At 58.8% G+C, this 26,222-nt stretch carries 18 protein-coding genes, 1 tRNA gene and 1 pseudogene; 14 read left to right on the top strand and 6 right to left on the bottom strand.

The window, feature by feature from the left end; genetic code table 11:
* The first annotated feature begins 8 nt into the window (after window positions 1–8).
* Window positions 9–84, top strand: a tRNA-Thr gene (locus H8S02_RS07405).
* Window positions 85–173: 89 nt separating this feature from the next.
* Here the strand turns inward: H8S02_RS07405 and H8S02_RS07410 are convergent.
* Window positions 174–1,364 carry a M20 metallopeptidase family protein gene (locus H8S02_RS07410; RefSeq protein ID WP_186969985.1) on the bottom strand — a complete coding sequence of 397 codons (1,191 nt, stop codon included), beginning with the start codon at window positions 1,362–1,364 and terminating at the stop codon, window positions 174–176.
* A gap of 53 nt (window positions 1,365–1,417) precedes the next feature.
* Window positions 1,418–1,663, bottom strand: a pseudogene (locus tag H8S02_RS07415) (GNAT family N-acetyltransferase); the annotation flags it as partial.
* A 418-nt stretch (window positions 1,664–2,081) separates the two neighbouring features.
* Between H8S02_RS07415 and H8S02_RS07420 the strand changes: the two are divergent.
* The 3 genes from H8S02_RS07420 (at window position 2,082) to H8S02_RS07430 (ending at window position 4,677) form a co-directional block, all read left to right on the top strand.
* Window positions 2,082–3,536, top strand: a complete 1,455-nt coding sequence (locus H8S02_RS07420) for an alanine/glycine:cation symporter family protein (protein WP_186969987.1) — start codon at window positions 2,082–2,084, stop codon at window positions 3,534–3,536.
* 64 nt (window positions 3,537–3,600) lie between these two features.
* Window positions 3,601–4,152 (top strand): DUF3877 family protein, encoded by a 552-nt coding sequence (locus tag H8S02_RS07425; protein WP_186969988.1) that lies wholly within the window; start codon window positions 3,601–3,603, stop codon window positions 4,150–4,152.
* Between the two features lie 12 nt (window positions 4,153–4,164).
* The gene (locus tag H8S02_RS07430; protein WP_186969989.1) at window positions 4,165–4,677 is read left to right on the top strand and encodes a DUF2726 domain-containing protein; all 513 of its coding nucleotides are present in this window, start codon (window positions 4,165–4,167) and stop codon (window positions 4,675–4,677) included.
* Window positions 4,678–4,784: 107 nt separating this feature from the next.
* Here the strand turns inward: H8S02_RS07430 and H8S02_RS07435 are convergent, their stop codons facing one another.
* On the bottom strand, window positions 4,785–6,941 hold the full coding sequence (locus H8S02_RS07435) for a stage V sporulation T C-terminal domain-containing protein (protein WP_186969990.1): 2,157 nt from the start codon (window positions 6,939–6,941) through the stop codon (window positions 4,785–4,787).
* Between the two features lie 95 nt (window positions 6,942–7,036).
* Window positions 7,037–7,339, bottom strand: coding sequence for a hypothetical protein (locus tag H8S02_RS07440; protein ID WP_186969991.1), 303 nt, complete (start codon window positions 7,337–7,339; stop codon window positions 7,037–7,039).
* Window positions 7,340–7,645: 306 nt separating this feature from the next.
* Here H8S02_RS07440 and H8S02_RS07445 point away from each other — a divergent pair, with 306 nt between their 5' ends.
* From H8S02_RS07445 to H8S02_RS07460, 3 genes are all read left to right on the top strand, one after another.
* Complete coding sequence (locus H8S02_RS07445) at window positions 7,646–8,416, top strand: TraX family protein (RefSeq protein ID WP_186969992.1); 771 nt, start codon at window positions 7,646–7,648, stop codon at window positions 8,414–8,416.
* 233 nt (window positions 8,417–8,649) lie between these two features.
* The gene (locus tag H8S02_RS07450; RefSeq protein WP_186969993.1) at window positions 8,650–9,486 is read left to right on the top strand and encodes a DegV family protein; all 837 of its coding nucleotides are present in this window, start codon (window positions 8,650–8,652) and stop codon (window positions 9,484–9,486) included.
* Window positions 9,487–9,974: 488 nt separating this feature from the next.
* Window positions 9,975–13,925, top strand: a complete 3,951-nt coding sequence (locus H8S02_RS07460) for a leucine-rich repeat protein (RefSeq protein ID WP_243166450.1) — start codon at window positions 9,975–9,977, stop codon at window positions 13,923–13,925.
* A 50-nt stretch (window positions 13,926–13,975) separates the two neighbouring features.
* Here H8S02_RS07460 and H8S02_RS07465 read toward each other — a convergent pair whose 3' ends face one another.
* Together H8S02_RS07465 and H8S02_RS07470 are read right to left on the bottom strand one after the other, a co-directional pair.
* Window positions 13,976–15,673: a helix-turn-helix transcriptional regulator gene (locus H8S02_RS07465; RefSeq protein WP_186969996.1), complete on the bottom strand. Its 1,698-nt coding sequence runs from the start codon at window positions 15,671–15,673 to the stop codon at window positions 13,976–13,978.
* Window positions 15,674–15,704: 31 nt separating this feature from the next.
* The gene (locus H8S02_RS07470) at window positions 15,705–16,967 is read right to left on the bottom strand and encodes an extracellular solute-binding protein (protein ID WP_243166451.1); all 1,263 of its coding nucleotides are present in this window, start codon (window positions 16,965–16,967) and stop codon (window positions 15,705–15,707) included.
* Window positions 16,968–17,343: 376 nt separating this feature from the next.
* Between H8S02_RS07470 and H8S02_RS07475 the strand changes: the two genes are divergently transcribed.
* The 7 genes from H8S02_RS07475 to H8S02_RS07505 all read left to right on the top strand — a co-directional run bounded on the left by H8S02_RS07475 (window position 17,344) and on the right by H8S02_RS07505 (window position 26,203).
* Window positions 17,344–18,678, top strand: a complete 1,335-nt coding sequence (locus tag H8S02_RS07475) for an extracellular solute-binding protein (RefSeq protein ID WP_186969998.1) — start codon at window positions 17,344–17,346, stop codon at window positions 18,676–18,678.
* 19 nt (window positions 18,679–18,697) lie between these two features.
* Window positions 18,698–20,278 (top strand): helix-turn-helix transcriptional regulator, encoded by a 1,581-nt coding sequence (locus tag H8S02_RS07480; protein WP_186969999.1) that lies wholly within the window; start codon window positions 18,698–18,700, stop codon window positions 20,276–20,278.
* A 263-nt stretch (window positions 20,279–20,541) separates the two neighbouring features.
* Complete coding sequence (locus H8S02_RS07485) at window positions 20,542–20,967, top strand: hypothetical protein (RefSeq protein WP_186970000.1); 426 nt, start codon at window positions 20,542–20,544, stop codon at window positions 20,965–20,967.
* Between the two features lie 170 nt (window positions 20,968–21,137).
* Window positions 21,138–23,042 carry an S-layer homology domain-containing protein gene (locus H8S02_RS12775; protein ID WP_186970001.1) on the top strand — a complete coding sequence of 635 codons (1,905 nt, stop codon included), beginning with the start codon at window positions 21,138–21,140 and terminating at the stop codon, window positions 23,040–23,042.
* A 142-nt stretch (window positions 23,043–23,184) separates the two neighbouring features.
* Window positions 23,185–24,489 (top strand): hypothetical protein, encoded by a 1,305-nt coding sequence (locus tag H8S02_RS07495; RefSeq protein ID WP_186970002.1) that lies wholly within the window; start codon window positions 23,185–23,187, stop codon window positions 24,487–24,489.
* A gap of 122 nt (window positions 24,490–24,611) precedes the next feature.
* Window positions 24,612–26,039, top strand: coding sequence for an SPFH domain-containing protein (locus H8S02_RS07500; protein WP_186970003.1), 1,428 nt, complete (start codon window positions 24,612–24,614; stop codon window positions 26,037–26,039).
* Window positions 26,036–26,203, top strand: a complete 168-nt coding sequence (locus H8S02_RS07505; protein ID WP_186970004.1) for a hypothetical protein — start codon at window positions 26,036–26,038, stop codon at window positions 26,201–26,203. Before H8S02_RS07500 ends, H8S02_RS07505 begins: the two co-directional genes overlap by 4 nt.
* Window positions 26,204–26,222 lie beyond the last annotated feature (19 nt).

Genomic DNA, 26,222 nt, shown 5'->3' on the forward strand with positions numbered 1-26,222 from the left:
TTTCTTTTGCTGATATAGCTCAGTCGGTAGAGTGCATCCTTGGTAAGGATGAGGTCACCAGTTCGAATCTGGTTATCAGCTCCATCAAAGCATCATCTTCGGATGATGCTTTTTTGTTTGCCGGGAAACGGGGAAGGGGCAGCCGGAAGGCTGCCCCTGAGCGCTGTTTAACCTCAAGTTTGCTCCAGATACCGCAGCGCGGTCAGTGTATGCAGTGCTGCGCCGCGCGGAAGGATATCCTCATTGAATATAACCTTCGGGTTGTGCATCGGCTTGCCATAGCGCGAATCCTCCTGTGCAGTCCCGGCGCCGAGAAGCAGATAGGCACAGGGAAGTTCGTAGGTATAGGATGCAAAATCCTCCGACCCCATGCCGCCGTCGCGGAGTCGATAGACCGACGCATCGCCGAACAGCTCTTTTGCACAGGCTGTGGACAAATCGAGTGCAATGTCATCATTTTTGAGCGGAGGCGCGGAAGCAAGCTCACATACTTCAGCTGTTCCGCGATACGCCGCGGCAATGCCCTGCGCAAGCTCACCGATGCGACGGAGCAGGCAGGCGCTCAGCTCGCGGTCAAACGTGCGGATCGTGCCCTCAAGGATCGCAGATGACGGGATGATATTCGGTGCGTCGCCGCCGGTGAATCTGCCGACTGTGATGACCGCAGGCTGTTTCGCCGCGACCTCGCGTGCGACAAGCTCTTCGAGTGCAAGATAGATGTTCGCGGCGATGTGTATTGGGTCGACACCGGTCTCCGGCATAGCGCCATGGCAGCCGGTGCCGTGAACCGTAACGCGGAACAGGGTGCAGCCTGCCATGAACGTGCCTTCACCGCACAGCACGAGGCCGGACGGCGTGCCGGAATGGACATGCAGAGCGAAACCGGCCTGAGGCGCGGGCTCGCGCAGCACACCGGCCGCAAGCATCGCCTTCGCACCGGTAAAGCCCTCCTCGTCGGGCTGAAATACGAGCTTGACGGTACCATTCAGCTTGCTCTGATACCCGCGCAGCAGCTTTGCCGCACCCAGCAGCATCGCTGTGTGCATATCGTGGCCGCAGGCGTGCATGCAGCCGTTCTGCGAGCGAAAGGGCAGGTCGGTCTGCTCGGTGACGCACAGCGCATCCATATCCGCACGCAGCAGGACGCAGGCCCCGGTATCCGAACCGGTGATTTCCGCAGTGATGCCTCCTGCGAGCTCCTTCGGCTCGTAGCCCATTTCGCGCAGCCGGCCGGCAACGTATTCCCGGGTGCGCGGCAGGTCGGCGCCGGCCTCAGGGGCGGCGTGGAGAGTGCGTCTGTCGCTGATCATCGTCTCGCGGAGCGCTTCGGCCTCCGCAAGAATTTCCTTTGCTGAAACAACCATGGTGATCTCCTTTCCGGAACCGGGGCGGGGAACCGCCCCTCGATTCTGCAATATCAGATTTTGTTTTCGTAGTTCGCAAGGAACATCGGCGCGCCGTCCGGCATGATCCGAAAACCATGTTTTTCGTAGAAAACGGCGTTTTTGCGTTCCTCGGGCATAAGCTCGATATACAGATAATGTTTGTATTTTTCCTTGATGTATTCGACCATCTTTCCGGCGATACCCTGTCCGTGGTGCGTCGGGCGCACGAGAACATAGTGCATGCAGGCGAGCATTTCGCTGTCGTCGATGACGCGGACGAGTCCGACAAGTTAATTGCTGTTATCTCGCGTGTCTGCTTTCAGTATAACGGCAAAGCCGCGGAAAAGCAAGCTGCTATGAAAATTATAAGCAACTCATAAACTGGCGGATATCCCTTAAAATACGGAAACCGCGATTATACTGACAGTGTCAGATTAAACCGGCACAGAACGATGGAGACCGGGATCATGCGGAACGACAAAGCGGAAAGGGACAGCACAGGCAGGATAAAACCGGGGAAAACCGCACCATATGTCAAAAAGGGTATGGTAAACAGGCTGGATTTATGGTATACTGATTATATCCATATAGACGAAAAGTAAAATGAGGACGGCAAAAACGTCCTTTTTCTTTTCGTCTGCGATAGAAAAAGAAAACCGGCGGTGCGCTTGCCATCGCAGGGAAAGGGAGAATGCAATGTTAGATACTCTTTACAACGGCTTTGCCGGTCTGGTCGGCACGCTCAATGATCTGATGTACAGCTATGTGCTCATCATCCTGCTGCTCGCGGCGGGCGTTTACTTCACCATCCGCACGGCGGGCGTTCAGGTACGTCTGCTCGGGGAGTCGGTGCGCGTGGTCAGCGAAAAATCGGGCGACACCAAGGCGGTCAGCGCGTTTGAAGCGCTGATGGTCTCGACGGCGAGCCGCGTCGGCACGGGCAATATCGTCGGCGTCGCCAACGCCATCGCCATCGGCGGCTACGGCTCGGTGTTCTGGATGTGGCTCATCGCTCTGGTTGGCGGCGCGACCGCCTTTGTCGAGAGCACGCTCGCGCAGATCTATAAAAAGCGCAGCGCCAAGGGCGGCAGCTACGGCGGCCCGTCCTACTATATCCAGGCGGCTCTCGGAAGCCGGAGCCTCGGCATTATTTTCGCGATCGCGCTGATCGCGACCTATGCGATCGGCTTCAACATGCTCGCCTCCTTCAACCTCATCGACAGCATGTCGAGCTATCACTTCTATGATACGCTCGTCACTGCCTCGGGCGCGCATCTCCTGCCGATCATCGGCGGCGCGCTGCTCGCGCTCCTTGTAGGCATCTGCATCTTCGGCAACGGCAACCGCATCGTCAAGGTCACGGGCGTGCTCGTGCCGGTCATGGGCGTGCTGTACATCATCATGGCGCTCATCGTCATGGTGATCAACGCCGGCATGCTGCCCGAGGTGCTGCGCCGCATTTTCGCGGGCGCGTTCGATTTCAAGGCGATCTTCGGCGGCGCGGCAGGCTTCGGCTCGTCCGCCCTCATGCAGGGCATCAAGCGCGGCCTGTATTCCAATGAAGCGGGCGTCGGCTCTGCGCCGAACGCGGCGGCGGCAGCAGACGTCTCCCACCCGGTCAAGCAGGGTCTTGTGCAGATGCTGTCTGTATTCATCGACACCATCCTGGTGTGCACCGCGACTGCCATGATGTGCCTGTGCACCGGCATTGAGCCGAGCGAGTCGCTCAAGGGCGCTCCCTTCGTACAGGCCTCGCTCGAGCAGACCTTCGGCGCGGCAGGGCCGTATTTCATCACCATCGCTCTGCTGCTGTTCGCGTTCACGACACTGCTCGGCAACCTGTTCTACTGCGAGGGCTGCCTGAACTATATCGCGGGCCGCACGATCTCCCACCGACAGCTGAACGTATTCCATGCGTTCGCCTGCGTCGTTGTCTTTATCGGCGCGCAGATGAAATTCGGTCTGGTCTGGGACATCGCAGACGTCCTGATGGGCATTATGGCGCTCATCAACCTGCCGGTCATCCTGCGGCTCGGCGGCACGGCGATGCGCGCGCTGTCGGACTATATGAAGCAGCGCCGCGAGGGCCGGAACCCGGTATTCAAGGCGAAAAATATCGCGCTGAAGGAAAAGACGGATTACTGGAACTGACTTGCAATCGGCCGCAAACTGTGATACCCTTTTTACAGCAGAAACCATATCAGAGGTGTACCATATGCAGGAAAACAAAGGCTTTGACCGGCTGCACGGCAGTCTGGTGGGCGTAATACAGGAGGCACAGACCAAGATCGGCTATGACCGCCACGCCATCACGTTCTATTATCCGGCCTCGTCGGTCGCCCATATGCTCGGAACGAAAGAGGATGCGGATGCGGTCGAGCGGGCGCTCCGCGGCTTTGCCGCGCACGAGGCGCCGACGCTCGGCGCGGTCGAGGTCGTGCGCGACGGGGAGCGCTTCTGCTTCCATGTCCCGGCGGAGGGCGCGGAGTTTGTCCATGAGAAGGTGCCCGACAGCGGCTTTCTCCGGGCGTTTCTCGCGGTCATGAGCGGTCTGGAGGTCAGTCTGGACGATATTCTCGCGGTGTTCCATCGCTTTTCGGATAGCGTGACCTGCGAGAGGATCGAGGGAAGCGATGAGTTCGACTATCTCATCTATTTTACCTCGGGTGAGCCGGACGGCTTCCGCTACTGCATCAAGCTCGAGGACGACGGCTGCGCGTCCTACCACCGCTTTATCCGCGAGGATTACGAAGCGTTCGGCTTCTGATACGGAGAAAAGATGGAGCAAAAGACGATCGTTCTCTGTATCGCGGCGGCGGCTGTGCTGCTTGTCCTGATCAGCCTTGCATGGAGCAGGCTCAGCGCATGGCTCGCGGCGCGCGAGCTGCGCCATGCCTATCAGGCGCGTCCGCTGTTTTCCGCGCACGAGCGGGCGGCGTACAGGACGCTGAAGACCATGACGGACGAGCTCGGCCTTGTCCTGTTCGTCAAGGTGCGGCTGCTCGATCTGGCGGAGCCGCGTCCGCATCACAGAAAGTACCAGCTCTACCTCAACAAGGTCAGCGCGAAGCATGTGGATTTCGTGGTGTGCAGCGCCAAAAGCGAGCCCAGGCTGGTCATCGAGCTGGACGACTTCACGCATGATACGCCCTCGCGTCAGGCGCGCGACGAGTTCGTGGATACGGTGCTGGAAAGCTGCGGCTACGGGGTCGTGCATACGCGGAATGTTGACCGGGACGAGCTGTATCCGGTACTCAGGCGTCTGCGGCGCACACGGACAGCAGGAAAATAGAAAAGAATGACCGCGGTGAGACGCAGAAAAAGTCTCGCCGCGGTTTTTTGTGCGCAAAAGAAGAAAATCCCCCTGTCCGCGCGGTGCTCCTGCGGACAGGGGAAGGGTCATACGGCGATGCGGCGCGAGAGAAACTGTGCGGCGGACTGGCACAGCCCGAGCAGCACCTCGCTGGACGCCGTATCCTCCTTTTCGCTGATGAATGCGACGCAGCCGCTGACATCGCCGTCTGTGATGACGGGCACGGCCGTGACGAGGCGGTAGCCGTCGCGTCCGGAGAGCGGAATATCGGGCAGACTGCTTTCGCCGCGCGCATAGATGATACGCTGCTCCATCAGCTGTTCCAGCTCCGCTGAGACGCTTTTTTCGAGAACATCCTTTTTCGCGCCGCCTGCCGCCGCGATCACGGCATCGCGGTCGCTGATGGCGCAGCTCATGCCCGCTGTCCGGGCGAGCGCATCCGCAAGCTCTGCCGCCATCGCGCTCATTTCGCCCATAGGGGAATATTTTTTGAAGATCACTTCGCCGTCCCGGTCGGTGTAAATCTCCAGCGGGTCACCGCTGCTGATAACACTGACATCGAAAACCTTGTCCTTCTGACCGCGCGCACGCTGGACAATGCGGCATTTTTCGCTGGCTTCGATGCCTGAATTAAAATTTACGACGTTCTCCTCTCTCGTGCTCTGCAGCAGCGCGTCAATGTCGCTTTGCAGATGTACTTCCAGATGATCCTCGTAAACCGTGATCCTGTCTATCATGAGTTCCAGATCATTGCGCTCCATCTTGGGCTTGTGCAGCAGATCATCAAATACGTCGAGCGCTGTCTTTGCCGTGCGGTTGACTTCGATGATCGTGTTGCGCTTGTTGGACAGCAGTTCGATCTGGTGATTCAGGCCGTTGATCTTGCTTTGCAGCTCGGCTTCCATCTCGTCGTACAGCGTCCCCAGTGTTTCCTCGTTCTCCGGGTGCTTCATAATGTCGCGGATGCGCTGGCGCTTGGTGGCCTTGAGTTCTGCCGTCAGATCATCCAGCACCTCGGCCAGATTGTCCGCCGACTGTTCGGTTTCCACGATCTGATTATCCTCACGGGCCAATTCCGTGTTCAGCCTGTCGAGCATCTCCGCAGAGCCGTCCATCACCCGACGGATGTACAGCCGCATAAGCTCGTCCAGCTTGTCTACGCGGATATGGTGGCGCGTGCAGCCCGCTCGTCCGCGGCGGTGATAGGTGCCGCAGGTGTACGCCGGGGCAATGTCCGAACGGCTCATCGAAAACATCGGTGCGCCGCAGTCGCCGCACTCGAGAAAACCCGAATAGACGTTATCGTATTTCTTGATACCGCGGTAGTTCGAGCGGGTGCGCTTCTCCCGCAGAGCGCGGGTGGTCGCAAACGTGCGGTAGTCGATGATCGGCTGATGGTGGTTCTCGATAACGATCTGTTCGTCCTCGTCGCGCCGGATATCCCTGCCGTTGATCTTTGCCCGCGTAAACTTACCCTGCCGCAGCGTGCCAATGTAGAAATCGTTGTCGAGGATGCCCTGCACAGTCACAAGCGCCCACGCAGCCTTGACTTCCCGCCTGGTCGTCCTGCCCTCGGCCTGCCTGCGCATCTGCTCAGACATGCGCGGCGTAGGCACGCCCTGCTCGGTCAGGTAATTGGCAATCTTCTTGTAGCCCCAGCCATCATTGTTGTAGAGATCAAAAATCCGGCGCACAATATCCGCTTCGGTCGGCACGATCTCAAACTGCTGCTGAGTGTTGATGATGTAGCCGTACGGTGCGGCGCACAGCCATTTGCCGTCCGCCTGCCGTCGTTTGATAACATTGCGGACCTTGCGTGAGGTGTCCGTGACCGGCATTTCGTTGACAAGAAACTGGAACTGGATTTTCAGCCAGTCATCGTCGTTCGGAAAGTCAATGACGTCGCCGATGGAGATAATGCGGACACCTGCATCACGCAGGTCTTCCAGCTCCACCAGTCCGCGGCTGTTGCGGCGGGAAAATCGGGAAAAGTCCTTGATGATGAGGATGTCGTACTTATGACTCATTAGGCCGCGGCGCATCTCCTGATAGCCTTCGCGCTGCTCAAAGGTGTAGCCGGAGCGGTCGCGGTCCTCGAAAAAGGTGAGGCTGCTGCTGGGAAACTGCGTTTTTACAATGTCCTCGATGATGGCTTTTTGGTTCTCGATGGATACATTGTCCCGGTCGATCTCGTCATCGACGGAGATACGGGTGTAGCCTGCTATGCGGAAGGTTTCTGTCATGGTGCTTTTCTCCTGCGGTATCGCTCGGTTTTGGCGGTCAAATTCAGAAATGCAGGCGGCATTCGGCCGGGCTGCTTCGACAGGCTGATTGTATATCAATCCGTTTGACATTGCAAGCGGCCAAAAACTGGCATCTGCCTGACCGCGCTCACTGCCCCTGCCGCCTTGCGCGCCTGCACTGCCCGCTCGGCAGCGCGACGGCGGTTGAACAGCAGCAGATCGCGAGTATTCTCATAAAGATCGCCCTGTCCCGACTGAAACACGGCGACCATGTATTTTTTCGCTTTATATTCCGCGTAGATTCCTTTCAGTTCATCTTGCAGCACAGGGTCGGTCTTTTCTGCATTTGTCAACCAGATTTCTACGATCTGTGCATCGTCATGGATATTCATTTCCATTTGGGGACACCTCCTTGATTATCCATAGTTTCCTCGTCTTTCCTGCTGTTTATACCCATCGAATTATCGTTGTGCACCTGTGTCCACTGCTGCGCGATATGCTCGGCAAGCGCAGCATGATCGCACCGGTCGGCAGGGTGTTTTCCGTCTGTGCGCCGTGCCATCCCCGCCGAGAGCGGATATTTCACAAAAAAGTTTATCGCTGCGGTATTGCGGCTGTCCGCTCTCCTGTATATAATAAATGCAGAGCACATTCCTGTGGCTCCCATCCCGATTACCGAATAATTCCGATAAAGGAGCACCCGTATGTCAACCAACAACCTGTCCTCTTCCGCCTCCGGCCGTTTTTCCCTCAGCGCCGCAGCACTTCACATTCTCGCCATGGCGCTGATGCTGATGGATCATCTCTGGGCGACCCTCCTGCCCGCGCAGGACTGGCTCACGTGTGCCGGACGGCTGGCTTTCCCCATCTTCGCATTCATGGCGGTGGAAGGATATTTTCACACCCACAGCTTCCGGAAATACGCCCTGCGGCTTGCGCTGTTTGCCGTGCTCTCCGAAGTGCCGTTCGACCTGATGTACGGCGGAACCTGGTTCTATCCGGTGCACCAGAACGTGATCTGGACGCTGCTGCTCGGTCTTCTGGGCATTCATCTGATGGAAACCGTGCGTAAAAAGCAGAAAACATGGCTGTATCTGCTCACCGCCCTGCTTGTTGTGCTGATCGGCACAGTGCTGGGTACCCTGAGCATGGTGGACTATTACGGCACCGGCGTGCTGACGATCTTTATCTTCTACTTCTTCCGCGGACGGAAGTGGTGGTGTCTGGCAGGACAGCTTCTCGCCCTCTACTGGGTCAATGTGCAGCTGCTGGGCGGTCTGCTGTATCCTGTCCATATATTCGGCATGGAATTTGAGATCTGTCAGCAGGGGCTTGCACTTCTGGCGCTCCTTCCCATCTGGCTGTACCGCGGACGGCAGGGCTATCACAGCAAGCCATTCCAGTATGCCTGCTATGCCTTTTATCCCGTACATATGCTGATCCTTGTGCTGATCCTGCAATATCTGACCCGCTGACGGCCATACCGGCATCTGCAAACATCTGTAAAACTTTTTATTTATCAAATGCGCGTTCTGTTATATAATAAATAAAACATCAAGACCGCGCATTTTTTATTTTCTGTTTTATGAAGGAAAATGTGCAGGACAGGCCGGCTGCCGTGTGCGGTGCAGATCGACCGACTGCGAGAGAGCGCGCTTTCCCTGCGATAACACTGAAAATTTTCGGTAAAAGAGAAAGGAAAAAACATATGAACTGGAACATTATTACGGATTCAAGCTGTGATCTGCTCCCTTCCTCCAGTCCGGACGGAGGGATCCGGCTGACCAGTGTGCCGTTTACCATCCGCATCGGGGAGCGGGATTTTGTCGATGACGAGCATCTGGATACGATGGAAATGCTCTCCGCCATGGAGCAGGAACGCTCGGCCAGCCACACCTCCTGCCCCACGCCGGACGCATGGCTGGCGCAGTTTGAACAGGCGGACTGCGCGATCGCGATCACCATTTCCTCGCAGCTGTCCGGCAGCATGAACAGCGCTCTTGCGGCAAGAGATATGGCGCTGGAGAAAGATCCGGATAAAAAGATCGTCATTCTGGACTCCTTTTCCACCGGACCGGAGGTTCTGCTCTGCGTAAAGGAGATCGAGCGCCTGATCCGGCAGGGTCATGCCTTTGACGATATTGCGGCGCACGCCAGAGGTTTTCTGCAGAAAACCAGAATCCTCTTTGCGCTCTCCTCGTTTGACAACCTGATCAAGAACGGACGCATCCACCGTCTGACGGGTATGCTCGCCAAGGCTCTCGGCATCTGGGGCATCGGCAGCGGCAGCGACGAGGGAAAGATCGCATTTGAAAGCAAGGCGCGCGGTGCGAAAAAGGCCGTACAGACGCTGGTCAGCACCATGAAGGAGCACGGATTCATCGGCGGAAATGTTGCGATCAGCCATTGTGATAATTTCGCACTGGCTCAGACGCTGAAAAACAGCATTCTGGATATCTGGGAAAATACCAGTATCGAGATCCTGCCGACCCGCGGGCTCTGCAGCTACTACGCCGAGCGCGGCGGATTGATCGTCAGCTACTGAGCCGGAGCCGATCGGCCGTCTCCGTTTTTAACAAACAAAGGGCGAAACCGCATGGTTTCGCCCTTTTTCTGTTCGATTGATTGATTTCCGCTCACAGCTCGGTGATGCGGTTGACGGTATCGAGCGCCATGCCCGGTCACAAGCGCCCATGCAGCCTTGCCTTCCCGCCTGATCGTCCTGCCTGCGCATCTCCTGATAGCCTTCGCGCTGCTCAAAGGTATAGCCGGAGCGGTCGCGGTCCTCGAAAAAGGTGAGGCTGCTGCCGGGAAAGCGCGTTCAGAAAATAAGGGATTGGACATATGTAACAAAAATTCAATCGCATTTTAGTGCATTTCTGCTGATACATTTTGAAGAGGGTTACAGAAAATATATCTTTTTCTGTAACCGCTGCGTGGTATCCTTATATCATACAAGGGGAGCACCGTACCGGAGCCGATGCCCGGACGGGTACAGCGAACTGTGAGACTTCATGATAAAGGACTGATATTATGAGTAACAGGCAGAGATATTTCAAGAGATTGCTTGCTGTCATGCTGTCGCTCAATCTGACGTTCGGTATGGGAACATACAGCGCATTTGCGGCAGAGCTGGAAGCAGAATCGACGGCTGCGGCTTCCGAGGAGAGCACAGTCGATACAGCACCGGAGCCCCCGGCTGCACCGGAAAACCCGGCAGCACCGGAAAACCCGGCAGCACCGGAAAATCCGGCCGCACCGGAAAACCCGGCCGCACCGGAAAACCCGGCAGCGCCGGAAAACCCGGCAGCACCGGAAAACCCGGCAGCGCCGGAAAACCCGGCAGCACCGGAAAATCCGGCCGCACCGGAAAATCCGGCAGCACCGGAAAACCCGGCAGCGTCGGCAACCCCGGCGGCGCTGACGGCTGACGAGGCCGCACCGGCTGAGGTCGAGGCGCGCGTCACCGACTTCACTACCGAGGACGGTATCAAGTATTCCGTGGTAGACGGCGGCGTTTCGGTGCAGGACTACACGGGTAATGCGTCCGAGCTTGTCATCCCGGCGTCCGTAACCTGGAATGATGAAAGCTATGATGTGGTAAGTGTTCTGCGCGGTATCCAGAACAACACGAACCTTACCAGCGTGGACATTCAGGCGCCGATCACGAGCCTGAACAACTCTCTGTTTATGGGCTGTACCTCGCTGACGCATGTAGGCCTTCCGGATACCCTCAGGGAGATCGAGACGGCGGCGTTCAGCGGCTGCACCTCGCTGACGCAGATCGACCTGCCGGAGGGACTGGAGGTCATCGGCAGCAGAGCGTTTCGGAACACCGCACTCGAGAGCATTACGCTGCCGGATTCGCTGACCGAGATCAAAGCAGGTGCGTTCGCCGGTCTGACCTCGCTCAAGAGCGTAGACTTCAACCATGTATCCGCGCGCATCGGCGACAAGGCATTTCAGCACTGCTCCGCACTGACGAACATTACCGGCACGGAAAAAATCACCGAGATCGGCAGCTACGCATTCGGCTCGGACGATCAGAGCGGAGAAAACGGCAACGTTTATGTTCCGTTCGCCGGCGAGCTCGCGCTGGACAGCGTGACGAACCTCGGCCGGGCGGCCTTCAAAAACTGCCTGTACCTGTCCCGCGTGACCGGTCTGGACAATGTGACCGAAATTCCGCAGGAGGCCTTCGACCACTGCTTCCGTCTGACCGGCGTGACCGGCCTCGGCAATGTCACCCGTCTCGGTGACAAGGCCTTTGCAAACTGCCGGGCATATATTTCCAGAAAATATACCGGCATCACGGAGCTGGAGGGTCTGGAGCTTTCCAATCTGCGCGTGATCGGCGCTTCGGCGCTCGCGAGTGTGCAGGTTCCGTTTGAAGTGGATGAAACCTCCTTTGCAAATCTTGAGTCGCTCGGAGCCGGCGCGTTCAACGGTGCAGTAAAGCTGACCGGCAAACTGGTCCTGCCCGAGAGCATTGAGAAAATCGGCGAAAATACCTTCCGCGCGACCGGCATCACGGAGGCTGTGCTTCCGGACAGCGTGCAGTCGATCGGCAGCCTCGCCTTCTTCAACTGTAAAAAACTGACCAGCGTACAGATCGGCTGCAAGGACGGCCAGTCGAGCCGTCTGCTCGCAATCGATACCGGCGCTTTTGCAAACGACAAGGCGATCACCTCCTTTGTCATCGAGGCGGCCAGATCCGAGGTCTCGGTATCGAAGGAGAAGGTAAAACTCAACCCCATTTCTACCTTCGATAGCATGCCGGCAGAGGTCGAAGCGATTATGGTTTATACCGTGCAGTCCATCGAGGGCCCGCAGATCTATGCGGACGATGATGCGACCACGCTTCAGACGGCGATCAACAACGCTGAGGACGGCGCTGTCATCACCGCGACCCGAAGCTTTGCGCTCGATGCGACCGTGACCGTTCCGAAGGGAAAAACCGTTACGCTGACGGACGGCGGCAAAAACCTCACGGCTGCGACCGTCAAAAACTTCCGCGGCCCGGTATTCGAAATCGAGGAGGGCGCGGCGCTGATCCTTGACGGCACGTTCACCTTCAAGTGCCATCACATCACCGGCGGCCGGTTCGCACAGGTAAATGGCTCGCTGACGCTTTCCGGCGGCAGAATTTTCGGCCTTGCCAGCGACAGCGCAGACAGCGGCGTTATCTATGTTGACGGCGGCGGCTCTCTGACCATGAACGGCGGCACGATCACGGAAAACCGGTTCACCAACCAGTACAGCGGCGCGGTCGTTCTGAATAACGGCACGATGAACATGACGGACGGCTGCATCACGGCGAACACCGCGGCAGCGGACAATGCTTCGGCAGGCGTTCTGGTCAAAGAAGGCTCTGTGTTCACCATGGACGGCGGCACGATCTCCGACGGCACCGGCACCCGCGGCGCGGGCGTTCTGGTGGGTCTGCCGGGCGGCGTCTATAACGAGAGCACCGCTGCAAGGTTTGTCATGAACGACGGCACGATCTCCGGCAATACCGCAAACGCGACGACCGCGACGGTCAACGCAGGCGGCGGCGGTGTCTTTGTACAGGACAACGCGGAATTCACTATGAACGGCGGCACCATCACCGGAAACCGTGCGGCAGGCAACGGCATGGGCGGCGGCGTTGCGACTGCGAATGAGGCGAAGAACGACGGCGGCCGGTTCACCATGAACGGCGGCACGATCTCGAACAATTCCGCCTCCTGCGGCGGCGGCGTTTACAGCTTTTCGCAGAATACGGTTGTCCTCCGCGGCGGCTTTATCGTAAACAACAAGGCAGGCATGAACGGCGGCGGTGTCTATGTCAGCACGCCTCCGTACAATATCCGCATCGAAAAGGCACTCGTTACCGGCAATACCGCAGAAATTATGGGCGGCGGCATCTGGTCCTGCCCGACCGGCACGGTCTCCCTCGGTACGGACAGCGCCGTATTCGGCAACACCGCAAAGCAGGCGGGCGATGACCTTGCATTCCTGTCCAAGGAGAGCGGCTATTCCAGCAGCTTCTCCGGCAGACAGCTTGGCGGAGCGCTGGTCACCTGGTACCGCGACAACGCGCTGATCAGCGCAGGACAGTTCGGCGGCTGCGGCAATGAACGGTTCGACGCACAAAACCCGGGCAGCCCGGCTGCACCGGCGGCAGGCGAGAGCAGGAGCTATGCGCTCAAGGCGCTCGTTTCCGCAGACGGCAGGGCAATGGCGGAAAAGGCGGCGGAGCTGTTCATTCAGGGCAACACAGCGCCGCGCGGCGGCGGCATCGGCACGAACGGCGAGGTCATCCTCGACGGAAACGATACCCCGACGGAGCCGATCGACATTACCGTACACAAGGTCTGGAAGGGCGGCGAGAGCTACCCGTCCGCAGTAACCATCAATCTGATTCGCACAGATGCGGCAGGCAGCAGCACGGTGATCGGTACGGCCCTGCTGAGCGAAAAGTCGCTCGACAAGGACGGCGGCGCATGGTCGCATACGTTTACCGGTCTGGACAGCGGCTTCACCTATTCGGTCTCCGAGGAGACGGTAGAGGGCTATGACACTGCGGTTTCCGGCGATGCGCAGAACGGCTTCACGGTCACCAACACGAAAAAGAGCGACAATCCAGGCGGCGGCGGTGGCGGCGGCCATCACAGACCCGACCCGAAGCCGGATCCCAAGCCGGATCCCAAGCCTGACGATCCGACCAATCCTCCGGTAGATATTCCGGACGATCCGACCCCGACCTCTCCGCTTCCGCCGGTCAATGCACAGGATATCGCGGACGGCGAGATCCCGACCGGCACTGACGAAAAAAAGCCGGAGGAGACCGGGAAGCAGGAAACCGTCACGATCAAGGACGAGGTTCCGACGTCGAGCGTTCCGAAAACCGGCGACATCGGCGGCCTGTGGGCGGCGCTCTGTGCACTGTCCGCTCTGGGACTGGCGTTCCTCGGCCGGAAGAAAAAGCACGACGACAACTGAAAAAAGGACCGGGACTGTCTCCTAATGAGACAGTCCCGGTCTTTTTTTCGCTATTCTTGTTTCGTCTGCTCCCGTTCCATCTGCATGAGCGCGTAGCAGAGCTGGAGATGGCGGATCTTATGGATCTTCGTCTTTTCGTAGATCCGCTTCCGGTAGGTATCAATGGTGCTCGGGGCGCTGCCGATCAGTTCTGCGCACTGACGGGCGCTGAGGCCTCGGGCGAGCGCATCGCAGATCTCGAGCTCCTTGGAGCTGAGCCGGGCATAGCCGGCCAGAAAGTTCTCATAGTCCTTCGAATCCAGCTCTTTTTTTCCCAGATAGGCCAGACGGCGGATCTCCATGAGTGAATCATCCAGCTGTACCTGCGTATCCTCTACCTGATTCTGCATATTCTCGACCTGTCCCTGCAGATCCTGCTTTTCGCTGCGAAGCTGTTCATTCTGCGAGCGGAAGAGATCGGCACGCTGCTGTATGCCCTGCTTTTCCGTTTCCAGATCGGTAATCGTCTGCTCATGGAAGCGCAGCTTCGCGGAGACGGGACGAAGCTCGTCGAAGGTCATCTGCGCGCCGCCGCAGTCCTCTTCCTTGAGAAGCTCGATGTCCCGCATGACGGGGCGCAGATAGCGGCGGGTATAGTAAAGACAGCAGACCACGCCGAAAAACAGCAGCAGCAGCAAAAGTCCGCCGATCTCCAGAACGCTTTTCAGCAGAATGCCGTGATAGGTGCGCCGGGGAAACAGCACAGTGAGCGTATGCGGCTCCGGATCTCCGACAGCTGCGAGAAACGGCTGGGAAAGTCCCACAAAGGAGGACTCTGTCCCGCTGTACGCCGTCAGTCCCTCCCGGATGCTTTTTTCCGTCAGCCGTTCCTCCGGCACGAAGCAGAAGCCATCGGCGGGATAGGTGACGAGGCTTTGAGAAGCGTCCAGACCGTCCGCGCCGTCCGACAGAACGCAGGCAAGGCTGCTCATGCCGGAGGGCTGAATGTGGTGGGCGGAGAAGTAGGTCTGATTGATGGAAAAGCCGCACAGGCCGTATACCGTGCCGTCCGCTCCCAGCATGGGAACGGTCAGCAGGATCGCGCGCTCCGAGGTGCCCGGCAGGGTCAGCAACTCGGTCGTCCGGCAGTCGCGGTCAATGGGGGCGGAGGCGGTATTCAGATGCTCGGCAAGGCCGGGGAAATCCGAAAGCCTGAATTCCTGCGCCCACTTTCGGTGGGGCATCACATGATTCTGCCGCCCGGCGCCGGCCATGCCCCGGTAGAGCAGCAGATCGCTGCTCATGCGGGCAGAGTTGCCGCGCTGGAGAAACAGACCGCTGCGGAAGTCATCGCCGCTCAAAGAGGCGTTCAGCATCACAAACGCGCCGGAGCAGTCTGCCTGCCGGACGTACTGACACAGCGAATCCAGCATGGCTCCCTGCAGACGCTCTGCGGTGTCCGGATCCCAGCTCGCCGCCGACAGATCCGGCGTCTGCTCCTCCACGATGGCGGTCATGTCCTCGGAGAGGTGGATGCCCATGACGGCAACGTTCCGCCACAGAGATGCCATATCCGAGGCGAAGGCCTCCATGCGGAAATTCAGCGATGTGACCAGCTCTTCGCGGGGGCTTTTCAGCTGATTGAAGAAAAACAGACCCGCCACCAGCGCTGCCGCCAGAATGAGAGCCAGAGTGATCATATAAAACGCTAGCCGCTTCTGCATGGAGCGGCGGATATTATGAAATTCAGAAAGAGAGGATCGCGTCATGATCCATATCCTCCAAAAATCGTGGGATGATTTACCGGATGGAGCAGAGCAGCGCCCATGTCTCCTCCGCCAGTGCGTCCACATCCTCGCCGGACGCGGCGCGCCGGGGCAGCTCCTGCTGCATCTGACGCAGCCCGTCGTAGAGGACGGAAACCTTGCTGTAATAGTCCGCGAAGCGCGGCTCGGACACGGGAGTATAGTCCTCCCGCATGGTTTTCAGCGCGGCATAAAGCTGCCGGTAGCTCTCCGCCGGTTCGGGGAACCCGTCGTAATTTTCGATGTCGTCAAAGGCGCCGATGCGCACCGGCATATAGCCGGTCTGCGCCACGAAATCCAGATTTCGCTCCGGCTCGGTCAGCCAGCGGACGAAGAGCGCCGCCGCCTCCGCCTTCTGGTCGGTGGTCCTGCAGGCGCCAAGACCAACTCCGGCCTGCGTCATCAGGGCGTCGCGGCCTGCGGTTCTGGGCATAGGCCGCACATGGAGATCCATCGGCTCCTGCGTACCGTCGCGATAGGTGACGGTATCGTTATAGTAGAGGATTGCGGCAGAGGAACCCAGACCGGAAAGCACCTCGCCGGTCATCACCTGCGTGTTGGAGTAGAGGTCGGAGACCACCACGTGCCCCTGAGCGAGCGCACGGGCGAACTGCATCCAGCTCTCCTTGAAAACGGCGTTATTCGGGTCGTACCAGCCGTTTTCGGTATAAAAATTGCCGCTTCCGCACTCCATGGCGCGAAGCTCGACGGCCCGGATGGGATAGTCCAGCGCACAGAATGTCCTGCCGCCCGACCAGTCATGGAATCTGGCGGCTGCGTCGTAAAAGCCGTCCCAGGTGGCGAGATCCTCATATTTCACGCCGCAGGCCTCGGAAAAGCGGTCGAAACCGGTGCCGTTGCACATGAAAAGCTGGGTGGATTTGGAGATCGGGAAAAGCAGCAGCCTGCCGTCCGCGCTCGTGCCGTCCTCAAGAAAGCCGGGCACGAAGTCGGAAAGCTCCTCCTCCGTGAACCAGTCGCGCCAGTCCACCAGATTTTCCTCGCCCAGAGCGGCCGCGTCAGCGAGGTGGCAGGTGAACAGGTCGGGCATATTGAGCAGGTCGCCGCCGTTCTGCGCTTCCTTGAGAAAGCCGCCGATCTCGGCCGCACTGGACAGGTTGGAGACCCGCACGCGGACGCCGGTGTCCTGACCGATGGTGCTGTTGAACTCCTGCACCAGCGCATCCATCGGAGAGCCGGACTGCTCGCCGTAGACATGCCAGAAATCGATAGTGACCGGGTCATTTTTTTCCAGCAAAGTGTCCTCTCCGCAACCGGAGAGCGCCAGGAGAAGGACTGCTGACAGCAGCAGAGGCAGAAAACGCTTTTTCATGGGAAAAACCTCCAAAATAGAACAGATGTTCGATGAAAGCGCGGATTTTTTGAAATTTTTTTTCGATTTGTACCCAGAATCGAGGATTTAGGGGACAGACAGAATCTGAAAACTGTGGTATAAGAAGGGTGTACGAAGCCGCCGAAGCCGGTTCGGCATCGTAAAAATGATCCGTGGAGCGAGAGGGGAACTCCGTTCGTCAGCGAGCCGCACGCGAGCGGGAGCGACCTCTCGATTACAGTTCCATTGTATCATATCCCACCTTACTTTTACAAGGAAAGAAAAGGAAAGAGGCATACCCATGAAAAAACGAATTTTTATGCTGGCGGCGCTGGCTGCCGGTCTTGTGCTGTGCCTCGCCGCCTGCGGGGAAAACAACAGAGAACCGATCACCATTACCCTCTGGCACGTTTACGGCGGCGAGGTAAACTCGCCCATGAATACGCTGGTGGATGAGTTTAACCATACTGTCGGGCAGGAGCAGGGCATTCGTGTGCGGGTAGACAGCGTCAGCAACAGCGGCGTGATCCATGAAAACGTGCTGGCGGCCGCCTACAAGGACCCCGGCGCGCCCGCTTTGCCCGATCTGTTCGTGTCCTACCCCAAGACCGTGCTGGCCCTGCCGGATGAGAACATTCTGGCGGATTATCACGACTATTTCACAGACGAAGAGCTGGATTCCTACCTTCCGGAATTTATTGAGGAAGGGACGGTCGATGATCGTCTGGTCATTCTGCCGCTGGCAAAATCCACGGAGATCCTCTTTGTGAACAAGACGGCTTTCGACCGTTTTTCCGCCGAAACCGGCGCAGCTCTGGACGAGCTGTCCACCTGGGAGGGACTGTACGCGATGGCGGAGCGATATGCGGAATGGTCGGGCGGCAAGAGCTTTTTCGTCCACGATTACCACTTCAACTACTTTCAGGTGGGCGTGGAATCGCTGGGAGAGAGCTTTTTTGACAAGGACGGCATCGCCTTCGGTCCTGCGTTTACCCGCGCGTGGAAGCCTTACGCCAGAGCCGCGCTGACCGGCGGACTGTGGCTGGGCAGCGGCTACGCCACCGAACCGCTGCGCACCGGCGATGTGATCGCATCCGTTGCCTCGTCTGCCAGTGTGCTGTACTATTCCGACGTAGTGACCGATGAGAACAACCGCACCGAAAAGGTCGAGATCATTTCGCTGCCCTGTCCTATCTTTGAGGGCGGAGAAAAGCTGGTCATGCAGCGCGGAACGGGAATCTGTACCGTGAAATCCACACCGGAGCGCGAAAAAGCCTGCATGACCTTCCTCAAGTGGCTGACCGAGCCGAAGCGGAACGTGGATTTCGCTACCTCTCTCGGTTATATGCCGGTGACAAAAGAGGGCTTTGACCGCGACCTGCCTGCTGCTATTCAAACGCTGACAGATCCTATGTATGCTTCGCTGTATGAGGCCTTTCTGAAAACAAGGCAGGACTATACGTTCTATGTGCCGCCCCAGCGGGAGGACTATCTGTCTCTGGAGACCCGCTTTGAAAAAACGGCGCGTCTGCGTCTGGCGGCCGGGCGGGCACAGTATCAGCAGCAGGGCGCGGCAGCACTGGATACGCTGATGGAAACCACGCTGGAGGAGCTCCGGAAAAGCTATGACAGATAACAGGAAAGGGGGAATTCTCATGCTGCGGAGCAGGCGTCTGGCCAAAACGGATATTCCGGCGGGTAACCGCAGCATCGGCAGAAGTCTGGTGCTGTACTGGCTGTGCATGGCGCTGGCGATGCTGGCTGCCGCGCTGCTCCTGCTGAGCGTAACGGGTGTTCTCTCCCGCACAGCGCGTCAGTTTGGAGAAACGGCGGCGTTGCAGCAGAATAACAACGCTGCGCTCTTCACCGCGCAGATGGATGCGCTCTCCGCGCAGGGCATTGAGCTTTCTGAAACGGTCAGCGGAGAACTGGAGCGCTTTCTTGCCAGCCGCAGTCTCTCCTTCGATGCGCTGAATGACGATCCGGCCCTTATCGCAGAGCTGGAGACCGCGCTGATCCCTTCGCTGGAGACCACTATGGCGGGGAGCACCTGCAGCGGCGTGTATTTCTGTCTGGATGCTACAGCCAATACATCGCTGCCGCAGTCTAAAACCTCCCGCATGGGAGTGTATCTGCGCTATTCCGGTCTGCGCTCTGCCCATCCGAGCGGCAGTACAGCCTGCTTCCGGGGAACGGTGGATGCTGCACGGGCAAACGGCCTGCAGCTGCACAACCGCTGGAATCCGGAGCTTGACACGTCTCTGATCCCCGGCTACCGGCAGGTCATGACGTGGGAGGGCGACCGGCTTTCCGGAGGCTGTCTCTGGACAGAGCGGGTGCCGCTGCTGGATACCTGGGAGAATGTGACGCTGCTGTGCGTCCCTGTGCGGGACGGGAGCGGAACGGTGCGCGGTGTCTGCGGTATGGAGCTGAGCGAGCTCTACTTCGGACTGTCTCACAGCACGGTCTCCGGCCCTTACGGCAGCTTTGTGATGCTGCTGGCGCCCATGAACGGGGATACCCTGCTTCTGGACAAGGCCATGCTGGGCAGCACGGAGGGAACGAATCTGTCGGCCTCGGGCGAGATGAAGATTCGCGGCGGCCGGGACTACGATACCTTTATATGGAACGATACGGCCTATCTCGGCAAGTATCAGATCATCCCCGGACGGCTGGCGGACGGCTATCCGCTGGCGGCAGTAACGCTGGTGCCGGAGAGCGGATACCGCAACCGGGCGCAGAGTGCCCGCATCGGCTGGGTGCTGGGTTCCCTCGGCTTTCTGGTGGGGATGCTGGCGCTGGCCGCCGCACTTTCCCGCCGCTTTTCCATGCCGATCACGCAGGGCTTTGCCGCAGCCAGAAGTCAGGAGCAGGACTGGCAGCCTACGGGCATTCGGGAGATCGACGAGCTGACGGCCTATTTTCACAGCCGTCTGCGGGAGAGACCGTCCGAGGATGCCCTGCCGTGGCAGGTGGAAAGCCTTGTGTCCGAGCTGATCGACCGGGCGAAGGGACTGACCGGTACGGAGCGCGTGATCCTGCGCTACTATGCCGAGGGCTATGCGGTCAAGGATATTTCCGGTCTGCTGTTTATCAGCGTGGGCACTGTAAAGGGGCATAACAGCCATATCTACAGTAAGCTGGGCGTGAATTCCTACGACAGCCTGAAGGCATATCTGGATGTTCTCCGGCGCTGTGAGCGGCTGGAGGAGCTGCTTCAGGGCGGCGGTAAATAAAGGAAGAAAGCTCCTGTGCGGAAACCGAGGCATATGTCCTCGGTTTTTGTGCGTTTGCGCGGAAATCCGGGCTGTTTTCTCTTTGTTGAAAACACCCAAAAGGTGATGCCTGTGTTTGTGCATTCCGTCTATGCCTGAGTCATGTTTTGGCGTTTTTGCCCCAAAACCATGACTCAGGCCTATATTTTTTTCCTGTAAAAACTGATATGAATAAATCATCAAAGCCGCGATTGGAAGAACTGCCGGAGAGGAGGGACGGATACATGAAGCGGGTCGTGAAGGAGGCAATGGGAGACTGCTCCACTGTTGAGGAGTTTCGCTTTCTCGTTCGCTGTCAGGAATGCAGCGGAATATGGCACAGTACTCCCATCCGCTTTTCCAAAGCCGGCGCGGAGCCGGAGCCGGAGGGGATGCGCACGATCTTCCGCACGCTCTACGAGCGGGAACGGGAGGCCGCCCGGGAAATGGCCGCGGCGGAGGCCGCAGAGATTTTCAACTATTGTCCGGTCTGCGGCAGGCTGGTGTGCGACCGATGCTTTCTGATCTGCGAGGATCTGGATCTGTGCATTGCCTGTGCGAACAAGCTGCGGGTGCGCGGCAGAATTGTGGCAGGTGAGACCTCGGATGCACGGGAGCCTCCTGCCGGGGCGGACGGAAAAATTACAACAGAAGGAGATGGAACCATATGAACATGAGGAAACGAAAGAATGCAGGGAGACTGTTGAGTCGTCTGCTCTGTCTTGTGACAGCGATGGGAATGCTTGTTCCTATGGCATTGGCAGATGAGTTGGGCAAGGTGCCGGGCAGTTCCGACACAAACACGTATGAAAAAGCAGACATCAAAGTGGAGATTTCGGTCGTGAAACATGTCCAGCAAACCGGCACGGAAACACCTCCCGCTGAGACCTTTGAATTTGAAGTGGAGGACACGGCTCGGGATGAGAAGCATCCCCTTTCCTACTACGGTATTGGTGTGGAGAAATTGAAGCTGTCCACGACCGGGGCCGGCGATGTGGAGAAAACGTTCTCTTTCAAAGTCTCGTGGACAAATGATTATACCGCCTATCACTGGGATGCCGTCCCCAAGTCCGGCACGGATACAGTCGCCTGGTACAGCAAGACCTTCCTGCTCAGGGAGAAGAATGACGGCAAACCGGGATGGAACTATTCTAATGAGGAATATGCGCTGACTTTCTGGTATGACATTGAATATGGCTCAATGGATCTAAATATCCATGTTCCCGGAAATGATGTGTATTACAGAAAAGCGGAGTTTACCAACACCTATACATACAGCGAGACCCGATATGAGCTCCCCTTCACCAAGACAGTGAAGCTGGGCGGCAGCGCCGCTCCCGGACGGGAGACCTTCGAGCTGGAGATCTTCGATGTCGGCGTCGGAAGCATGGAGGAGCACGCGAAGGAACTTTATACGGCTGCTGTCACCACCAACGGCGCGGGCGATTACGATGGCAAACTGGTCATTTCCGGACCGGCGGATCAGGTGCGTGATCTGGTCTGCGAGGGCTTCTATGTCAGGGAAAAGAACGCAGGAGGCGCCAACTGGACGTATGACGACGCGGTATGGCACATCCTGCCGGAGCGAACCGGCTATATCGTAGATGTAGATGCGCCGCTTGTCAATAATCCGCCTGCTGATACGCAGCCGGAGACGGACGCGAATGAATACCGCCTTGTCATCCACGCCACAAAGCGGGAGGAAAGCGAAAACGGTGTCTATTATGTGGATTCCGAGGCACCGGCGGACAAGATGACCTTCATCAACACCTACACCCGCAGCTCCGGCGGCGGTGGCGGCGGCTCCAGCAGCGCGTCCATCACGGTAAACAAGACCGACGCTCTGGGCAAGCCCCTTGCCGGCGCATCCTTCGTGCTGAAGGACAGCCGGGGGCGGGAGGCCTATCAGGCCACCTCGAACGCCAGCGGCATCGTGCGCTTCACCAAGGTCGACAGCGGCACCTATACGCTGCTGGAAAAGGCGGCTCCGGAGGGTTATGTGACCTCGGACAAGACTTATGAGCTGACCGTCAGCGGTTCCCGTGTCACGATGGATGGCAAGACCTATTCTCCTGTGACCTTCGTCAACCGCAGGGCGGCGGAGCTGAACCGGCGCGACCACTACGCCTTTCTGGTTGGCTACGCCGACGGCACCTTCGGACCGGAGCGCAACATGACCCGCGCCGAGGTGACCACCATGTTCGCCCGCCTGCTGACCGAGCAGATCGAGGCGGATAAGACCTATTCCAGCACCTTCAACGATGTGGCGAAGGACTGCTGGGCGGCCAACTACATCGGCTATATGCAGCAGTTCGGCATCGTCACCGGATATGAGGACGGCAGCTTCCGTCCCGACGCTCCAGTGACCCGCGCTGAGTTCGCCGCCATTGCCAGCCGCTTTGAAAAGCTGACTCAGGGCAGCGCGAGCTTCACCGACGTGCCGGACACCCACTGGGCAGTCAAATATATCAACTTTGCAGCCACCCGCGGCTGGGTCACCGGCTATGAGGACGGAACCTTTAAGCCGGAGCACTCCATCACCCGCGCCGAGGTAGCGGCGGTCACCTGCCGTCTGCTGGAACGCAGCGCGGATCAGACCTATATCCGCAGCCATATCGGTGAGCTTCGAACCTTTGCGGACGTGACCGAGAGCCACTGGGCATACTGGTACGCCATGGAGGCCGCCAACGGTCATGACTACACCAAATCCGGCGGCAGCGAAAACTGGAGCCGCACTCATCGATAACAGTTTTGATGCTTTCGGGCGATTCGTGTTCTGCGTCAGTCGGAGCAGCGAAACCCTTCGGCAGCCTCACAAATGATGCGAGAAAGGAGGACGCCATGCAGCTGTCTGCCGGTCACGGCGCCGGATGCATGGGGATAACGCTATGGGCAGAAAATATCTTACGCTGGCGTCGGCGCTGCTGCTGGCACTCTGTCTGAACGCCTGCGGCAGCCGGCCGGGCACGGTCCCTCCTCCTTCCGGAGGCGGTGAAGGAGAAGGCAGTCCGCTGCTGACGCCTGCATCGCCTGACGACTGCTACTGGACCGCCGTGCGGCATGAGTCCTACAATCCCTCCTTTGACCGTACGGAGGTCAGCACCATGCCTACGGAAAAATGGTGGGCGGACCTCTACCTTAATGAGGACGGAACAGCGCTGTTCCGAGAGGTGCTGGGCTTTGGCTATGCCTCCTACCTGATAAACGTCGAATGGTGGCTGGGAGCGGACAATGTCCTGCGGCTGACCGGAGAGGATTATGACGGAGAGCTCGTCACCATGGATGGACGCATGGAAAAGGATCGTTCCGTGATGCTGGAGACCCCTTACGGAGACCGGTTTTATTTTGAACCGGCGCAGAAGCCGGATTCCGGCGGAGCGCTCTGCATCGCAGATCTGGAAGGGACCTGGCGGATGACCGGCGGCGAGCCCGGTGCCGGGGAGAAGCACATGGCTTCTCTGCTGAACATCGAGCGCCGGTGGTCTGACGGCGAGGAAGGCGGCTATATCCTGCGGGCGGAGTATTACAGCGCCCGCCTGCTGGATACGGATACGCCGCAATACGAGACACAGAAGGAGCTGCTGGTGGAAAAACGGGAGGAGGCTCTGTCGGACGGCTTTTCCGGCGAACCATGGTCGGCACGGCTGTTTTCCGAGGAGTCCGGCGCAGAGTATCTTGCGGCGCTGACAGAGCGGAACACCCTGCACCTCCGGCGCTCTGATGCCCCGGACGGCCCGCAGACAGTCTACACACGCTCGGACAGCTTTCTGCCGGAGACGCTGACGCTGACTCTGGCGGACGAGCCGGACGATGCGCTGATATTTTACTGGCGGGATCCGCCTGCGGAGGTCGCGCAGCCGCTGGAGGCGCTCCCCATGACCGCACTGGAAAAGGGCGGTCAGAACAGAATCCTGCTGGTGGGGCGCTGGTACGAGACGGATATCCAGTTCTGCACAGGCAGTGCCGAGCAGAATGCGGACGGCACGCTGGGAGAATGGATCACGGATACGGTGCTGTATGAGGGTACGCTCGGGATTGACGAGCCGCAGTGGTTCTCGCTTTCCATCCCGGAGAAGAACGCAAGGCTGTGCCTGTTTATGAAGCGGCCGTGGGACGAGAGCTGGTTTACCTGGCCCATCACGGATCAGGATCCGTTCCTTGTGAGCGGAAACACCTTCCTGACGGAGACGTAACAGCGGTTTGCAGCCCCGGCGGCGGAGCAGCAGTCATTGATTGGAGAAAAACGATTTCAGGGCAGTGCCGCCGCAGCTTTCACTGTGCGGTGTTGCCCAAGATAAAAAAGGAGACGAAGATTATGGGACTTATCAAAGCGGCATTGGGCGCAGCAGGCGGCGTGATGGCCGACCAGTGGAAGGAATACTTTTACTGCGAGGCGATCCCCGCGGATGTGCTGGCGGTGAAGGGGCAGAAAAAGGTAACGGGACGCTCGAGCAACAGGCGCGGCGACGACAACATCATCACCAATGGCAGCGTGATCGCCGTTGCGGACGGACAGTGCATGCTCATCGTAGAGCAGGGCAAGGTGGTCGATGTATGCGCCGAGCCGGGCGAATACACCTATGATATGTCCACGGAGCCGAGTATCTTCTCCGGCGATCTGGGCGACAGCGTGAAGAGCGTCTTTCGGAACATCGGCAAGCGCTTTACCTTCGGCGGCGAGGCCCCAAAGGATCAGCGCATCTACTACTTTAATACCAAGGAGCTGACGGGCAACAAGTACGGCACCCCCAGTCCTGTTCCCTTCCGCGTAGTGGACCAGCGTGCGGGCATTGATCTCGATATCGGTATCCGCTGCTTCGGTGAGTACAGCATCCGGCTGAAAAATCCGCTGCTGTTCTACACCAACGTCTGCGGCAATGTCAGCGAGGAATACAAGACCGAGAATATCGCAGGCCAGATGAAAACCGAGCTGCTGACTGCGCTCCAGCCTGCGTTTGCAAAGATCAGCGAGATGGGCATCCGCTACTCCGCTCTGCCCGGTCACACGCTGGAGCTGGCGGACGCGCTCAACGAGCAGCTGTCCGGCAAGTGGCGCGACCTGCGCGGCATGGAGATCGTCTCCTTCGGCGTTTCCAGCGTGAAGGCGAACGAGGAAGACGAGCAGATGATCAAGGAGCTGCAGCGCAATGCAGCTTTCATGGACCCCACCCGCGCGGCAGCGCACCTTGTCGGATCGCAGGGTGAGGCGATGAAGGCAGCAGCCGCCAACACCGGCGCGGGCCCCGCCATGGCCTTCATGGGAATGGGCATGGCCGGTCAGGCCGGCGGCATGAACGCACAGAACCTCTTCCAGATGGGTCAGCAGCAACAGCAGATGCAGCAGGCGGCGCAGCCTGCTCCCGCTCCGGCGGTGCAGGACTGGACCTGCTCGTGCGGCCAGGGCGGCATCACCGGCAACTTCTGTCCCAACTGCGGCAGCAAAAAGCCCGAGCCGAAGTCCGACGCGGACAGCTGGACGTGCTCCTGCGGTGCCACTGTCAACGGAAAGTTCTGCCCCGAATGCGGCAGTCCCAGACCGGCGCCTGCCGTCGAGGGCTGGACCTGCTCGTGCGGCGCGGTGAACAAGGGTAAGTTCTGCTCGGAGTGCGGCGCGAAAAAGCCTGCCGGCGTACCTCAGTATAAGTGTGACAAGTGCGGCTGGGAGCCGGCTGACCCGCGGCATCCCCCGAAATTCTGCCCCGAGTGCGGCGATCCCTTTGACGATGGGGATATCGTGGGATGAAGCACCGGCTCTGGATCTTTCTGGCGGGCATGCTGGCCGGACTCATTCTTTCCGGGAGCTATAAGCACTTTGTCACCGATCGGATCATGGACTGGGGCGGCATGGAAAACCCGGATGCGTACCGGGCGGAGGAAACGCTGACCCGCTTCAGCTGGAAGCAGTAATCACAGCGCACGCCTGCTC

The organism is Agathobaculum hominis (assembly GCF_014288055.1).
Classification (GTDB): Bacteria; Bacillota; Clostridia; order Oscillospirales; family Butyricicoccaceae; genus Agathobaculum; species Agathobaculum hominis.

Bases quoted from the DNA above. Each gene is read 5' to 3' on its own strand.
- H8S02_RS07410 (WP_186969985.1), bottom strand. From the start codon at position 1,364: ATGGTTGTTTCAGCAAAGGAAATTCTTGCGGAGGCCGAAGCGCTCCGC.
- H8S02_RS07420 (WP_186969987.1), top strand. From the start codon at position 2,082: ATGTTAGATACTCTTTACAACGGCTTTGCCGGTCTGGTCGGCACGCTC.
- H8S02_RS07425 (WP_186969988.1), top strand. From the start codon at position 3,601: ATGCAGGAAAACAAAGGCTTTGACCGGCTGCACGGCAGTCTGGTGGGC.
- H8S02_RS07430 (WP_186969989.1), top strand. From the start codon at position 4,165: ATGGAGCAAAAGACGATCGTTCTCTGTATCGCGGCGGCGGCTGTGCTG.
- H8S02_RS07435 (WP_186969990.1), bottom strand. From the start codon at position 6,941: ATGACAGAAACCTTCCGCATAGCAGGCTACACCCGTATCTCCGTCGAT.
- H8S02_RS07440 (WP_186969991.1), bottom strand. From the start codon at position 7,339: ATGGAAATGAATATCCATGACGATGCACAGATCGTAGAAATCTGGTTG.
- H8S02_RS07445 (WP_186969992.1), top strand. From the start codon at position 7,646: ATGTCAACCAACAACCTGTCCTCTTCCGCCTCCGGCCGTTTTTCCCTC.
- H8S02_RS07450 (WP_186969993.1), top strand. From the start codon at position 8,650: ATGAACTGGAACATTATTACGGATTCAAGCTGTGATCTGCTCCCTTCC.
- H8S02_RS07460 (WP_243166450.1), top strand. From the start codon at position 9,975: ATGAGTAACAGGCAGAGATATTTCAAGAGATTGCTTGCTGTCATGCTG.
- H8S02_RS07465 (WP_186969996.1), bottom strand. From the start codon at position 15,673: ATGACGCGATCCTCTCTTTCTGAATTTCATAATATCCGCCGCTCCATG.
- H8S02_RS07475 (WP_186969998.1), top strand. From the start codon at position 17,344: ATGAAAAAACGAATTTTTATGCTGGCGGCGCTGGCTGCCGGTCTTGTG.
- H8S02_RS07480 (WP_186969999.1), top strand. From the start codon at position 18,698: ATGCTGCGGAGCAGGCGTCTGGCCAAAACGGATATTCCGGCGGGTAAC.
- H8S02_RS07485 (WP_186970000.1), top strand. From the start codon at position 20,542: ATGAAGCGGGTCGTGAAGGAGGCAATGGGAGACTGCTCCACTGTTGAG.
- H8S02_RS07495 (WP_186970002.1), top strand. From the start codon at position 23,185: ATGGGCAGAAAATATCTTACGCTGGCGTCGGCGCTGCTGCTGGCACTC.
- H8S02_RS07500 (WP_186970003.1), top strand. From the start codon at position 24,612: ATGGGACTTATCAAAGCGGCATTGGGCGCAGCAGGCGGCGTGATGGCC.
- H8S02_RS07505 (WP_186970004.1), top strand. From the start codon at position 26,036: ATGAAGCACCGGCTCTGGATCTTTCTGGCGGGCATGCTGGCCGGACTC.